Source organism: Lysinibacillus sphaericus, assembly GCF_005217585.1.
In the GTDB taxonomy this organism is placed as follows: domain Bacteria; phylum Bacillota; class Bacilli; order Bacillales_A; family Planococcaceae; genus Lysinibacillus; species Lysinibacillus sphaericus.
In genome coordinates this window covers 1,425,070-1,440,712 of record NZ_SZPT01000002.1, presented here as the reverse complement: position 1 = coordinate 1,440,712, position 15,643 = coordinate 1,425,070, and the positions used below count along the sequence as shown (strand labels likewise).

The window sequence follows — 15,643 nt, the reverse complement described above, 5'->3', positions numbered from 1 at the left end:
GAACAAATTCGAATGCAGTCTTTAGACGGATTAAAATTTGCTGAAATGGTGCAAATGGGTGCTCATCACCTATTCCAAAATGCAAATTATGTAGATTCTTTAAATGTATTCCCAGTACCAGATGGGGATACAGGGACAAACATGAACTTATCGATGACATCTGGTGCTAAGGAAACCGAACTTCAAGCGTCAGAACATATTGGGAAAACGGCACAAGCGTTATCAAAAGGATTGCTTATGGGTGCACGTGGGAATTCAGGTGTAATCTTATCGCAACTATTCCGAGGTTTCGGTAAATTTGTAGAAAAAGAAGCAACAATTAATGCAAAAGCATTTGCTGGTGCTTTCCAAGCTGGTGTCGATACAGCTTATAAAGCAGTAATGAAACCAGTTGAGGGAACAATCTTAACTGTGGCACGAGAAGCGGCTAAAAAAGGTGTAGAAGTTGCTGAAAGTGAAAACGATATCATTGCTGTTATGGAAGCATTTACTGCGGAAGCAAAGGCTTCACTAGAGCGCACACCAGACCTGTTACCGGTGTTAAAAGAAGTAGGCGTCGTGGATAGTGGTGGTCAAGGATTACTATTTGTCTACGAAGGTTTTTTAGCCTCTTTAAAAGGCGAGCCACTACCAAAGAAAAATGATGCAACATTAGATGATTTAATTAATGCCGAACATCATAGAGCCCAAGACTTTATGAATACTGCAGATATTGAATTTGGCTATTGTACGGAAATTATGGTTCGTTTTGAAGAGGATAAAGAGCCATTCAGTGAGGAACAATTCCGTAATGAATTAAACCCATTAGGTGACTCGTTGCTTGTTATTTCAGATGAAGAAATTGCGAAAGTGCATATTCATTCTGAGCAACCGGGCGCTGTTTTAGCGATGGGGCAAAAATATGGTAGTCTTATTAAAATCAAAGTTGATAATATGCGTGAGCAACATTCCGCTATCGTTGGCGAGGATCACAAAGCATCTGCACCAGCTCCAACGAAAAAAGCTGAAAAACATCCTTATGCGATTGTTACGATTGCAATGGGAGAAGGTGTGGCTGAATTACTACGCTCGATTGGTGCTTCTTATGTGATTGAGGGCGGACAAACGATGAACCCTTCAACTGAAGATATTGTGAAAGCTGTACAGGAAATTGGTGCTGAAAAAGTACTTATTTTACCAAACAACAAAAATATAGTAATGGCAGCTGAGCAAGCTGTAGAGTTATTGGGTATTGAAGCTGCAGTTGTGGCAACAAAAACAATTCCTCAAGGGATGGCAGCCATTCTTTCATTTAATCCAGAAGCGACAGTTGAAACAAACCAAAAAGCGATGACAGAAGCATTTGCTCATGTAAAAACAGGGCAAGTCACTTATGCAGTGCGTGATACGTCGATTGATGGCGTAGAAATTCATAAAGACGATTTTATGGCGCTTGCTGAAGGGAAAATTGTGCTCTCTACACCAGCGTTAAAAGACGCTGCTGAGAAAGTTATTACAGATTTAGTAGATGCAAATACGGAAATCGTAACAATTATTTATGGCGAAGATACGTCTGAAGAAAAAGCCTCTGAATTAATCCAATTTATCGAAGAAAACTATCCAGATGTCGAAGTGGAGTTATTTAATGGTAAACAAGGATTATATCCATATATTATTTCGGTAGAATAATATTAGGTTGCAGAGTGAACGAGTAGACGAAGCAGTGCACAAGTTGTGTACTGCTTTTGTTTATGGTAAAAGGAATGCCAGCGTTGAATACAAGAAGAAATAAGCAAAATAGATTGTTTTGTGTATTTCTTCAAAGGACAGTTAACTTGTAAATGCTGGAATATCAGCTCTTGAGAGTGCTTGTATTTGTAGAGAGTACAATAAAGAAATAATATAAATGATTAAGAAATTATAGTCGTTTTAATTTTCTGAAAGTTGATAAAGTAGTGCTTTACTTTTATAGTAACTATCAAGCATGATATAAGTAAAAGTAAAATTATTATATGAATAGAATAGAGGGGTGCTTGTATGAAATTTACATCGGTTTTTGATATTATTGGACCTGTTATGATTGGTCCATCTTCTTCTCATACAGCAGGTGCAGCGCGTATTGGCCGTGTTGCAAGAGATTTATTTGGCAGACAGCCGAAATGGGTGAAAATCCACCTATATGGTTCGTTTGCAGAAACATACAGAGGGCATGGGACAGATGTAGCAATAATTGGTGGTTTATTAGATTTTGATACATTTGATGAGCGAATTAAAACGGCTTTTGAGCATGCAGAAAAAGCTGGCATGCAATATGAATTTATTCCTGAAACAGCTAATACAGAGCATCCGAATACAGCGAGATTGGTATTTGGTGACGATGATGGCGAAATGTCAATTGTCGGTATTTCAATTGGCGGGGGAAAAATTGAAGTAAGCGAGGTCAATGGCTTCAAGCTTCGCTTAACGGGTGGCATGCCTGCTATTCTTGTTGTACATGATGACCGCGCGGGCTGTATTGCCAATGTGGCAAATTGCTTAGCAATGCATAATGTCAATATTGGCCATATGGAAGTTTCACGTATCGAACGTGGCTTAACGGCTTTAATGGTGATTGAGATCGATCAAAATATTGAGGACAAAGTACTTCAACAAATTTCATTAATACCACATATTACAAAAGTATCGAAAATTAATAACTAAGGGGGTGTCCCAAAATGGATGTATTATTTCATAATGTCCGTGAGCTTGTAGAACGAGCAGAGCGTGAAGAAAAGCAAATTTCTGAGCTAATGATTGAACAAGAAATACTAATAAGTGGTCGAACACGCGAAGAAATTATGCAACAAATGGATCAAAACTTAACAGTGATGGAAGAAGCGGTTGAACGAGGCTTACAAGGAGTAAAGTCTGTTACAGGTTTAACTGGTGGTGATGCTGTCCTGCTTCAAAATTATATTGCACAAGGCAAATCGCTTTCTGGAGATTTATTATTGGATGCGGTCAGTAAAGCAGTTGCTACGAATGAAGTAAATGCTGCCATGGGCACAATTTGTGCAACACCTACAGCCGGTTCTGCGGGAGTAGTGCCAGGCACTTTATTTGCAGTAAAAAATAAGCTAAACCCAACGCGTGAGCAAATGATTCGCTATTTATTTACTTCAGGCGCCTTTGGTTTTGTGGTAGCAAACAATGCTTCTATCTCGGGTGCTGCAGGTGGCTGTCAGGCTGAAGTTGGTTCGGCAGCCGGTATGGCGGCGGCGGCAATAGTGGAAATGGCAGGAGGGACACCTCAACAATGTGCAGAAGCATTTGCTATTACGCTGAAAAATATGCTAGGTCTCGTTTGTGATCCAGTAGCGGGTTTAGTCGAAGTGCCTTGTGTTAAACGTAATGCAATGGGGGCAGCGAATTCGCTTGTAGCAGCAGATATGGCTTTAGCAGGTGTTACGAGTCGTATCCCATGTGATGAAGTCATTGGAGCGATGTATCGCATCGGTCAGTCAATGAGCCCGAACTTGAAAGAAACAGCGCGTGGTGGACTAGCGGCGACGCCAACAGGCAAAGCAATTAGCAATGCGATTCTTAATAATGGCGATTTACAAAGCATACTAAAAGCAAGAATCACAATAGAGTAGATTGTAAAAGCGTTAGATTGACTGCAATCAATCTAACGCTTTTTTGTTATGTCGTTGTAATCCGCTACAGCGGGGACCTGAAGGTTTAGTGCCGATAGAAGTGATTTTCGTGGCGATAGCGCCCGAATAAGTGCAATTTGAAAGTTACTGTGTCGACACGAAAGAAAAGATTTATGATACAGTTAAAATGAGAACGGATGTATCTACGAATAACAATAAAACAATTGACATAGAAGGGAGGTAGGTTCTTGAGATTTGTGACACAACAATTCTCAAGAGCTGTTGTGACAGGTGACTGAATTAAGCAGTCCTGTCTCCGAATTAAAAGGAGTCGGGAAAGAAACCGCAGCACACTTAGAAACATTGGGTATCGAGACGGTAAACGATATTTTATGGACCTTTCCACATCGGCATGAGGATTTCCGTTTAAAGGATTTAGCGCAAACACCACATAATGAGCGAGTTACCGTTGAATGTAAAGTAGAACGTGAGCCGACTGTGTTGTTTTTAGGACGCAACAAATCTCGCTTGCAAGTAACTGTGCTTGCGGGGCGCCATTTAGTAAAAGTCGTATTTTTCAATCAAAACTATTTAAAGCAAAAGCTTATACCAGGTACTATTGTGACAGTGACGGGCAAATGGGATAGAGGTAGACAAGTTATTAATGGCACCACTGTCACTTTTGGACCGAAAATCGACCAAGTAGACTTTGAACCTGTCTATAGCTTGAGAGGTTTAATTCCACAAAAACGGTTTCGTAAATATATGCGACAGGTGTTAGATGACTTTGGTGCGGTATTACCAGATGCGATTCCACAGCATTTGCAGGATGCCTATAAATTAGTGTCAATACGCGATGGGTTGGAAGGTATTCATTTTCCACAAAATGCTGAGCATGCGAAACAAGCTAGAAGACGCTTTGCTTATGAAGAGTTATTAAACTTTCAGCTCCGTATTCAAGCAATACGTAAAATACGTAAGGATACTGAACACGGTACGATTATACAGTTCGACTTGCAAAAACTACGGGCATTTATTGCTTCATTGCCGTACGAGTTAACAGGTGCTCAAAAGCGTGTTGTCAATGAAATATGTAAAGATTTAAAAGCACCGCATCGCATGAATCGTTTGCTACAAGGCGATGTTGGGTCGGGAAAAACAGTTGTGGCAGCTATTTGCTTATATGCTGCTGTGACAGCTGGATTTCAAGGGGCGCTAATGGCACCGACGGAAATATTAGCAGAGCAACATGCTGAAAACTTAGTTGCTTGGTTTGAGCCATTTGGTGTACGTGTCGCGTTATTATCAGGCTCAACGAAAACGAAGGAGCGCCGTCTACTATTAGCCTCACTGGCTAATGGAGAAATTGATATTGTTATAGGCACCCACGCTCTGATCCAACCTGATGTTCTCTTCAAGAGACTGGGCTTTGTTATAACGGACGAACAGCATCGCTTTGGTGTGGAGCAACGTAGAATTTTACGTGATAAAGGAGAAAACCCTGATGTGCTCTTTATGACGGCTACGCCTATCCCACGAACACTGGCGATTACAGCGTTTGGTGAAATGGACGTCTCGTTAATTGATGAAATGCCGGCAGGGCGTAAAGAAATTGAAACCCATTGGATGAAAAAAGAACAATTGGGTTCCGTATTAGCTAAACTAGAGTTAGAGCTGACAGCAGGTAGACAAGCATATGCCATTTGTCCTTTGATTGAAGAGTCGGATAAACTGGATGTTCAAAATGCCGTAGAGATTTATGAGCAACTCGCATCGTATTTTACTGGACGCTTTAAAGTTGGGTTAATGCATGGTCGCTTACCAGCAGATGAAAAAGATGCGATAATGCGAGGCTTTAGTGAGGGCGATATTCACGTCTTAGTATCTACGACTGTTGTTGAGGTCGGCGTAAATGTGCCCAATGCAACGTTTATGGTAGTCTACGATGCGGAACGTTTTGGCTTAGCGCAGCTACATCAGCTCCGCGGTCGTGTAGGACGTGGTGAGCATCAATCCTACTGTATATTAATTGCTGATCCAAAATCGGATGAGGGTAAAGAGCGAATGCAGTCTATGACCGAAACAAATGATGGTTTCCGACTAGCTGAAAAAGATTTAGAGCTTCGTGGACCAGGAGACTTTTTCGGCCGTAAGCAAAGCGGCTTGCCTGATTTTAAAGTAGCCGATTTAGTACATGATTATAGAACCCTGGAGACGGCACGAAAAGATGCAACAGAAATGATTGATACAGATGCATTTTGGCATGATGAGATGTATCGATATTTGCGTGAAATGCTACAACAGTCTGGCGTCCTTCAAGGCGAACGATTTGATTAATGTAGCGTTGTGTAATAAGGAATGTGAGAGCTTGTTTTTGAAAACAAGTCTTGCATTCTTTTTTTATACTCTATATACTGATATTAGTACCAAGTGCTAATAACAACTCAAAAGGTGGCGAATGACGTTGAGACGAACGAAAAAAGAGCGACAGCGATTATTATCTGAAACGATTGCGGAAAATCCATTCGTCACAGATGAACAACTCGCGTCGGAATTTCAGGTAAGTGTTCAAACCATTCGATTGGATCGTATGGAATTAGCAATTCCCGAATTGCGTGAACGAATTAAAGATGTGGCTTCGAAAACTTATGAAAATGAAGTGAAATCGTTACCGATTGACGAAGTAATCGGTGAAATTATTGATATAGAATTAGACAATCGTGCATTATCAATTTTTGACGTAAAAGATGAGCACGTTTTTCAGCGCAATGGCATTGCTCGTGGACATCATTTATTTGCACAAGCAAACTCATTAGCTGTAGCGGTAATTGATGATGAGCTTGCATTAACAGTGCACTCCAATATTACATTTGTGAAACCTGTAAAAGCCGGAAATCGTGTTATTACTAAGGCGGTCGTTGTTGGAAGAGATGATGAACGCCATCGTACAAAAGTAGAAATTGTATCTACTGTAAATGGTGAAACAGTTTTGGTTGGTGAATTCGATATGTACCGCACGAAAGGTAAAGGTGAACAAGAATGAAATTAGCACTTGATGGAATGGGTGGCGACAATGCACCAAAGTCAGTAGTGGAAGGTGCATTATTAGCATTAGAACAAATTCCAAATTTGGAAATTCAGTTATATGGACAGCAAGAAAAGCTTGACCCTTATTTGAAAATGCATGACCGCTTAACGGTTATTCATTGTGAAGAAGTGGTCGAGGGCACAGATGACCCTGCACGTGCTGTACGACGTAAAAAAGATTCATCGATGGCACGCATGATGGATGCAGTGGAAGAAGGGAAGGCAGATGCCTGTCTTTCGGCGGGAAATACAGGTGCATTAATGGCAGGTGGTTTGTTTAAGGTAGGGCGTATTGAAGGTATTGCTCGACCTGCATTAGCTACGACATTACCGACACTTGATGGCAAAGGATTTTTAATGCTCGATTTAGGAGCGAATGCAGATGCCCGACCAGAACATTTACTGCAATATGCGATTATGGGTGATATATACGCCAAAAAGGTAGGCGGTTTACAAAAGCCACGTATTGGTCTTTTAAATATCGGAACTGAAGATAAAAAAGGCAATGATTTAACGAAAGCTGCTTTTGCCTTATTAAAAGAAGCGGACTTGAATTTTATCGGCAACGTTGAGGCGCGTGATTTACTTGATGGGGTAGCAGACGTCGTTGTGACAGATGGATTTACAGGCAATATGGTGCTGAAGTCAATAGAAGGAACAGCGGGTGCATTGTTTACAATGCTAAAAGAGGCATTTATGTCTTCTACCAAAACGAAAATTTCAGCAATGTTAATGAAAAATAATTTACGTGACTTAAAAAATAAAATGGACTATACAGAGTATGGCGGTGCAGGTTTGTTTGGTTTACAAGCACCTGTAATTAAAGCGCATGGATCATCCAATGCGAAAGCAATCTATAGTGCAATCCGTCAAGCCAATACGATGGTAGAGCATACAGTGATATCAACTATTACCGATACAGTACGTCACTTAGAAATTGATTAACAAAGGGGATTAGTAAGAAATGACGAAAATTGCATTTATTTTTCCAGGCCAAGGCTCACAGACGGTTGGCATGGGTCAAGAATTTATAAGCAATTCGCAAGAAAGTAAGGCCTTCTACGAAAGTGCTAACAAGACACTTGGTTTTGACTTATCTAAATTAATGTTAGAAGGACCTGCTGAAGAGCTAACGCTAACATACCATGCGCAACCAGCATTATTAACGACAGGTGTTATGGTTGCTGAAAAATTGCGTGCTGCAGGCATTACGCCACATTATGCTGCGGGTCACTCTCTTGGAGAATACGGTGCATTAGTCATCGCAGGTGTGCTTTCGTTTGAGGATGCTGTAGCTGTTGTTCATAAACGTGGTTTATACATGAACGAAGCTGTACCAGCAGGGCAAGGTGCAATGGCAGCTATTCTTGGAATGGAGCTTGAGGCGTTACATGCAGTAACTGCTAAAGTTACAGCTGAAGGTGATGTAGTTCAAGTTGCAAACGTCAACTGTCCAGGACAAATAGTTATTTCTGGTACTAAGGAAGGCGTTGATAAGGCCTCTGTAGCTGCAAAAGAAGCGGGTGCAAAACGTGCAATTCCGTTAGTAGTAAGTGGACCTTTCCATTCAGAATTAATGCGACCATCTTCAGAACAATTACAAGCTACGCTAGCCGAAATTACTTTATCGGAACCACAAATTCCGGTAATTAGCAACGTGAAGGCGAAAGAAATACAAGATGTACCAGCTATTCAACAAGAATTAGTTGAACAAGTGTATAGCGCTGTACAATGGGAAGCATCCGTTCGCGAAATGATTGCGCAAGGCGTGGATGTATTTATTGAGTGTGGTCCTGGTAAAGTGTTAAGTGGTTTAGTTAAGAAAATAGATCGTTCAGTGGCAACATATTGTGTATATGATGAAGCGTCATTAGAAGCGGTAATAGAAGCGTCGAAGGAGTGGACAATCAATGCGTAAATTAGAAGGAAAAGTTGCGGTTGTAACAGGTGCTTCACGAGGAATTGGACGTGCAATTGCATTAAAGCTTGCGGATGAAGGTGCGAAGGTTGTTGTTAACTATAGCGGCTCACAGGCAAAAGCAGAGGAAGTAGTTGCGACAATTCAAGCAAATGGTGGAGAGGCGATTGCCGTTCAAGCAAGTGTCTCCAAAACAGAGGAAGTTACTGAATTAATGGATGCGGCAGTCAAAACATTTGGCGCGCTTGATATTTTAGTAAATAATGCAGGAATTACTCGCGATAATTTATTGATGCGCATGAAAGAAGAAGAATGGGACGATGTACTCGATACAAACTTAAAAGGTGTATTCCTTTGTACAAAAGCAGTCACTCGTCAAATGATGAAGCAGCGTGCAGGGCGCATCATTAATATTTCTTCTATCGTTGGTGTTGCTGGTAATGCAGGGCAAGCAAATTATGTAGCGGCAAAAGCAGGCGTCATTGGCTTAACAAAAACGACGGCAAAAGAACTTGCGTCACGTAATATTTTAGTAAATGCCATTGCTCCAGGTTTTATTGAAACTGAAATGACAGAACAGCTTCCAGAAGATTTAAAACAAGGCATGCTGACACAAATTCCTCTCGCTAAACTTGGGCAACCTGAGGATATTGCGAAAGCAGTTGCGTTTTTAGCTTCTGAAGATGCAAACTATATGACAGGCCAAACGCTACATATTGACGGCGGCATGGTGATGTAATAATATGCTATAGCATAATTTTTAATTTTTTGTATAATCATTTGAGGGGAGGTGAACGTTTTGACTACAGTATTAGAGCGCGTAACAAAAGTAATCGTAGACCGTTTAGGTGTTGAGGAAAGTGAAGTTACACTAGAAGCTTCTTTCCGTGATGATTTAGGTGCAGACTCATTAGACGTTGTTGAGCTTGTAATGGAGCTTGAAGACGAATTCGATATGGAAATTTCTGATGAAGATGCTGAAAAAATTTCAACAGTTGGTTCTGCTATTTCATACATCGAAGGTAAAATTAACTAATTTTCTGGTAGATGACACAGATTTTGATAATACAAAATCTGATACCATTGTAGACTTACATCAAAGCATAATGGCAAAAGCTTATTTGCTTTGATGTATTTTAAAGGTACGAAATGGTTCGTTTTTCGAACGATGGACGTACCTTTTTTTATTTTTGTTAAAAAAATACGAAAAAACTTCCAAAACATTGTATTTATGCCGAAATACTTTTGCATAAATGCCTTGAAAAAGGTACACTAAGACGGTAGAAACTATTAGGAAGGCAGATTGTTCAATGGCTATGAGAAGAAAAGGAACTATGCAGAAATCAGGCGTACTTCCTGAAAAAGTACGCAATCAATTCGAGCTATTACAGCATGAATTAAACATCACATTTATTAATAAAAATTTATTGTATCAAGCATTCACGCATTCATCTTATGTGAATGAGCATCGCCGTAAATTGTTTACGGATAATGAGCGTCTCGAATTTTTAGGCGACGCTGTACTTGAACTGTCTGTTTCTAAATACCTTTTTGAGAAATACCCGCATATGAGTGAGGGCGAATTAACAAAATTGCGAGCTTCAATCGTTTGTGAACCATCCCTTGTTATTTTTGCAAATGAATTAGGATTTGGTCGCTTTGTATTGCTTGGAAAAGGTGAAGAATTAACAGGTGGACGGGAACGCCCAGCGCTACTTGCAGATGTTTTTGAATCATTTGTAGGTGCTCTTTATTTAGATCAGGATTTGCAAACGGTCGTGACATTTTTAGAACGAATCGTGTTCCCAAAGGTAGAAGTCGGTGCTTTTTCGCATGTGATGGATTTTAAAAGCCAACTACAAGAAATGGTACAGCAAACAAATAACGGTTTACTTCATTATGAAATTATTGATGAAAAGGGCCCAGCGCATAACCGTACCTTTGTATCAAGCGTGTTATTAAATGGACAAGAGCTTGGTATTGGTCGAGGAAAATCAAAAAAAGAAGCCGAGCAACAAGCAGCACAATGTGCGATGCGCGCAATGCGTGAGCATACTGCTAAAGAGGAGGCTTAATAGATGTTCCTAAAACGACTCGAAGTGATTGGCTTTAAATCTTTTGCGGAGCGCATTGGTATTGACTTTGTGCCAGGTGTTACAGCTGTTGTTGGACCTAATGGCAGTGGGAAAAGTAATGTAACTGATGCTATTCGTTGGGTACTCGGGGAGCAATCGGCAAAGTCGTTACGTGGGGCAAAGATGGAAGATGTTATTTTTGCTGGGAGTGACTCTCGAAAGCCACTAAACTTTGCAGAGGTAACATTAATTTTAGATAATACTGATGAGCAACTTGCTTTTTCGTATACAGAGGTCAGCGTAACAAGACGCGTATACCGTTCAGGTGATAGTGAATATTTATTAAATAACCAGCAGTGTCGCCTGAAGGATATTACGGACTTGTTTATGGATTCGGGACTTGGGAAAGAGGCTTTTTCAATTATTTCACAAGGCCGTGTCGATGAAATTTTAAATAGCCGCCCGGACGATCGCCGCTCAATATTTGAAGAGGCGGCTGGTGTTTTAAAATATAAGCTACGAAAGAAAAAAGCAGAGCATAAACTTGTAGAAACAGATGAAAACCTTTACCGTGTTTTAGATATTTTACATGAGTTGGATAGCCGTTTGGAGCCTTTGCAAATACAAGCTTCTAGCGCAAGAGACTATGTACAAATGTCCACGGAACTAAAGGATTTTGATATTGCGATCCTTGTGCACGATTTAAAAAATTGTGCACAATCTTTGCATGCATTGAAAGAAGAGTATGCGCAGCTATCTGAAACAGAGCAAAAACAAGCAAAGGATATTCAAGCGCTAGAAACCCAAACGACGGATATTCGGAAACATTTAAAAGAGTTGGATGTTTTATTGGATGCTGCACAATCTGAGCTTGTAGATGCAACGATGGAAATGGAACGTTGGGATGGTCGTAAAGCTTTAATGGCTGAAAAACGCCAAAATGCAACGAATCAATTACAGCAGTTGAATACATCATTACTTGAAGCGCAAAATGAAGTAGAGGTATTAGTTGCGCAAGAACTTGAGAAAAAACAATTGTTTGTAGAAAAACAACAAGAAGTTTTAACGCTAAAGCAAATCATTAAGCAATTAGAGCAATCCTTAAACCGTTCAGTTACAGAAATTGAACAGGAAATGGAAGAGCATAAAAACCGCTATATCGATTCATTAAACGAAGAAGCAACAGTCAAAAATGAATTAAAAAATATCGAACAACAATTATCACAACAAAAAGCAATGGCAGCTCGTATGACAGACCAAACGGATGAGATTGGTCAAGAATTAATTGAAGTTGTGGCGGAGAAAGAAACACTTGTTGGCCTACATACAGCAACAACGACTGCATTGCAACAGAAGCTCGAACAATATGAAACATTGCAAATGCAGTTTAAAAAAGTGAATCTTTCTTTTAATGATAAGCAAGAAATGCTGTATAAGGCGTATCAGCACCAACAACAATTAAAAGCTAGAAAAGATACATTAGCAGAGCTAGAAGCTGATTTCTCTGGCTTCTTCCATGGTGTTAAGGAAGTATTACTGGCGCGTGATAAAGGTGAATTATTTGGTATTGAAGGCGCAGTGGCGGAATTGATTCAGGTCAATGGCAAATATTCGCAAGCGATTGAAACGGCCTTAGGTGCCGCCTCCCAACATATTGTGACGACGAACGAACAGAACGCCCAACAAGCTATCCGTTGGTTAAAGCAAAAAAGAGCGGGGCGTGCTACATTCTTACCAAAAACGGTTATGAAATCACGCAAAATTAATCCGTCAGCCATTCAGCTTGCTACGGAGCATCCGGCGTTCGTACAAATGGCAGATGCCCTTGTCACGTTCGATGAGGACAATCGTTCCATTGTTGAAAATTTGCTTGGCAATGTCATTGTTGCAGCGCATTTAGAAGGGGCAAGTCAAATTGCGCGATTATGTGGTTTCCGTTACCGTGTCGTAACGCTCGAAGGGGATATTGTCAATGCTGGAGGTTCTTTAACGGGTGGTGCAGCGAAACAACAATCTTCCCTATTTACAAGAAAAGCCGAGCTCGATGGCCTGATAGCTAAGCTAGAAGCATTAGAAACGTCGATTTATAGTGCAGAGCAGGCTGTAGCAACGGAAAAAGAGACATTGGCCACATTACGTGACAAAGTAGAACAATTAAAACTAGAAGGCGAACAACTGCGGAAAGAAGAAATGCAACAGGCAAGTCGCCTTCGAGAATTAGAGGTTGTAGAAAAAAGTCTATCCGCCCGAGTGTCCTTTGCTTCAAATGAAACGCAAGATGTAAAAACACGTGAGGAAGCGCTGCTTGCTCAAAAGGAAGTAGCTACTGCACGTTTAGCAGCGCTAGCTGAAGAATTAGTAGCGATAAACGAGACGGTAGAACAATTAGGTAAAGTTAAACTACAAAGTGAAACAGAAAAAGATGTTCTGCGCGAACAAACGGCAGAAAAACGTTCAGAGTTAGCGGTAATGCAGGAGCAAATGTCGCAAGTACAAATTGCGACCGCTGAACTTGCCCTACAATTAAACAAAGCTCGCCAAAAAGTCGACAATATTTCTCAGGAAATAATCTGGCTTCAATCTGATGAATCGACAAAATTATTGAGTGATGAAGAAGTGGAAGAGCAGGTCGCAACTTGGAAAGCTAGAAGAGAAACGTTACAAGTGACAATTACCCAGAAAAAGGGAGAAAAAGCGGCGCAACAACAGGAATTAACAACGTTAGAAGAGCAGCTAAAGGAATTGCAACGTATACATAAAGGCTTCATTGAAGCAATACGTGCGAATGAATTAAAGCGCAATCGCGTAGAATTTGAGATGAGTAATTTTAAAAATCAGCTCGAAGAAAACTATCAACTAACGTTTGAAGAGGCACTGGAAGTCGCTTTAACTATTGAAGACGAAGAGCATATGCGACGTCGCGTCAAGTTATTAAAAAAATCTATTGAAGAATTAGGTCCTGTAAACTTAAGTGCGATTGAAGAATTTGAGCGTGTCCAAGAACGACATTCTTTCTTAACAGAGCAACGTGAGGATTTACTGGAAGCGCAGGATACTTTACACGAAGCCATTAAAGAAATGGATGAAGAAATGACAATACGCTTTAGTGAAACATTTTTTGCCATTCGAGAGCAGTTCAAACGGGTATTCCGTGAATTGTTTGGGGGCGGTCAGGCAGATTTAGTATTACTTGATCCTGACAATATGCTTGATACGGGCATTGAAATTGTTGCGCAACCGCCAGGGAAAAAGTTGCAAAATTTAAGTTTACTTTCTGGTGGTGAACGTGCACTTACCGCGATTGCTTTACTATTCTCCATTTTAAATATTAGACCTGTGCCGTTCTGTATACTCGACGAAGTAGAAGCGGCATTGGATGAGGCAAATGTTGTTCGATACAGCGAATACTTGAAAAAGTTTAGTCGCAATACCCAATTCATTGTTATTACACACCGTAAAGGTACAATGGAGGGAGCTGACGTACTGTATGGTATTACGATGCAGGAATCAGGTGTATCAAAACTTGTATCAGTAAAATTAGAAGATGAACCCGTACTTGCGGAGCAAAGGAGCGAACAAGCATGAGTTTTTTTAAACGTTTAAAAGATAAGCTAATTGGAAATCCAACAGAAGAAAAAGTAGAAAATTTAGTCGAAGAGTCATCTACCGAATTAAAGCTTGAAGATACGGTAGAGCCAGTTCAACAGGAATCAAGTCATGAAGAGCTGCAAGAAAAAGTAGAAGAATCATCAGCAAGTGAGGACTTCATTGATTCACAAGCTTCGAATGTTGTGGAGGAAGAAAAACAGGAAGAAGTGCAGGAAATTGCGATTGTAGAGGAACCTGTAAAAGAAAAAAAACCTTCAGCTTGGTCTATTACACAAAAATTTAAAGCGGGTCTTGAAAAAACCCGTAATTCCTTTACTTCTAAGGTCAATGATTTAGTGGCACGCTACCGTAAAGTAGACGAGGACTTTTTTGAAGAACTAGAAGATCTATTATTACAAGCAGACGTTGGCTTTGAAACAGTAATGGAATTAATGGATAAATTACGCTTTGAGGTACAGCGCAAAAATATTAAAGATACAAATGGTATCCAAACGATTATTTCTGAAAAACTTGTGGAAATTTACGAGCAAGGGGAAGAAGACTTAATCGAACTAAATATGCAACCTAATGGTGAGTTAACGGTTATTCTATTCGTAGGTGTAAACGGTGTTGGGAAAACAACAACAATAGGTAAGTTAGCACATCGTCTAAAATCGGAAGGGAAAACAGTTGTCTTAGCTGCAGGAGATACGTTCCGTGCAGGGGCAATTGACCAATTACAAGTTTGGGGAGACCGTGTTGGTTGCGAGGTTATTAAGCAATCAGAAGGTTCGGATCCAGCAGCGGTTATGTATGATGCAATACGTGCTGCGAAAAATCGTAAAGCAGATGTCTTAATTTGTGATACTGCGGGCCGTTTACAAAACAAAGTGAACTTAATGAATGAACTTGAAAAAGTACATCGAGTTATTTCACGGGAAATACCGAATGCTCCTCATGAGGTGTTACTAGCACTAGATGCAACGACTGGTCAAAATGCACTTGTGCAGGCACAAACATTTAAAGAAGTAACAAATGTAACGGGAATTGTTTTAACGAAACTCGATGGTACCGCAAAAGGTGGTATTGTGCTTGCCATTCGAAATAAATTACACATTCCTGTGAAATTTGTAGGTCTTGGCGAGAAAATGGATGATTTACAACCATTTGATGCAGAACGCTATGTATACGGCTTATTTGCTGAAGGCTTAGATAAGGAACTACAAAATAGCGAAGAGTAAAAGATTGTAGTTGAAAGCATGGTCGCTCGACTGTTAAAAGGTGAAACACATTGTTTAAAAGAGAAATACTAGCTAATGGTGAAATAACGTTATTCAGCTAATAGAATGCTTTTAGACAAG

Annotated in this window: 12 protein-coding genes; all 12 read left to right on the top strand. The window is 40.2% G+C overall.

The window, feature by feature from the left end:
* The first annotated feature begins 12 nt into the window (after positions 1–12).
* Positions 13–1,668, top strand: a complete 1,656-nt coding sequence (locus tag FC748_RS12510; protein WP_108029511.1) for a fatty acid kinase ATP-binding subunit FakA — start codon at positions 13–15, stop codon at positions 1,666–1,668.
* 348 nt (positions 1,669–2,016) lie between these two features.
* Entirely contained in the window at positions 2,017–2,679 is a 663-nt protein-coding gene (gene sdaAB / locus FC748_RS12505) for an L-serine ammonia-lyase, iron-sulfur-dependent subunit beta (RefSeq protein ID WP_024362070.1), read from the top strand.
* Between the two features lie 14 nt (positions 2,680–2,693).
* Positions 2,694–3,614, top strand: coding sequence for an L-serine ammonia-lyase, iron-sulfur-dependent, subunit alpha (gene sdaAA / locus FC748_RS12500; RefSeq protein ID WP_024362069.1), 921 nt, complete (start codon positions 2,694–2,696; stop codon positions 3,612–3,614).
* Positions 3,615–3,905: 291 nt separating this feature from the next.
* Positions 3,906–5,951, top strand: coding sequence for an ATP-dependent DNA helicase RecG (recG, locus tag FC748_RS12495; RefSeq protein ID WP_108029512.1), 2,046 nt, complete (start codon positions 3,906–3,908; stop codon positions 5,949–5,951).
* A gap of 127 nt (positions 5,952–6,078) precedes the next feature.
* Entirely contained in the window at positions 6,079–6,657 is a 579-nt protein-coding gene (fapR, locus tag FC748_RS12490) for a transcription factor FapR (protein ID WP_024362067.1), read from the top strand.
* Positions 6,654–7,646, top strand: a complete 993-nt coding sequence (gene plsX / locus FC748_RS12485) for a phosphate acyltransferase PlsX (RefSeq protein ID WP_024362066.1) — start codon at positions 6,654–6,656, stop codon at positions 7,644–7,646. The genes fapR and plsX overlap by 4 nt, the downstream gene beginning before the upstream one ends.
* Positions 7,647–7,665: 19 nt before the next feature.
* Positions 7,666–8,619 (top strand): ACP S-malonyltransferase, encoded by a 954-nt coding sequence (fabD, locus tag FC748_RS12480; protein WP_024362065.1) that lies wholly within the window; start codon positions 7,666–7,668, stop codon positions 8,617–8,619.
* Positions 8,612–9,358: a 3-oxoacyl-[acyl-carrier-protein] reductase gene (gene fabG, locus FC748_RS12475; protein WP_108029513.1), complete on the top strand. Its 747-nt coding sequence runs from the start codon at positions 8,612–8,614 to the stop codon at positions 9,356–9,358. Before fabD ends, fabG begins: the two co-directional genes overlap by 8 nt.
* Before the next feature lie 60 nt (positions 9,359–9,418).
* Positions 9,419–9,655: an acyl carrier protein gene (acpP, locus tag FC748_RS12470; RefSeq protein WP_024362063.1), complete on the top strand. Its 237-nt coding sequence runs from the start codon at positions 9,419–9,421 to the stop codon at positions 9,653–9,655.
* Between the two features lie 274 nt (positions 9,656–9,929).
* Positions 9,930–10,694: a ribonuclease III gene (gene rnc / locus FC748_RS12465; RefSeq protein WP_024362062.1), complete on the top strand. Its 765-nt coding sequence runs from the start codon at positions 9,930–9,932 to the stop codon at positions 10,692–10,694.
* A 3-nt stretch (positions 10,695–10,697) separates the two neighbouring features.
* Positions 10,698–14,279 (top strand): chromosome segregation protein SMC, encoded by a 3,582-nt coding sequence (gene smc, locus FC748_RS12460; RefSeq protein WP_108029514.1) that lies wholly within the window; start codon positions 10,698–10,700, stop codon positions 14,277–14,279.
* Positions 14,276–15,523, top strand: a complete 1,248-nt coding sequence (gene ftsY / locus FC748_RS12455) for a signal recognition particle-docking protein FtsY (protein WP_024362060.1) — start codon at positions 14,276–14,278, stop codon at positions 15,521–15,523. Before smc ends, ftsY begins: the two co-directional genes overlap by 4 nt.
* The last annotated feature ends 120 nt before the right edge of the window (positions 15,524–15,643 follow it).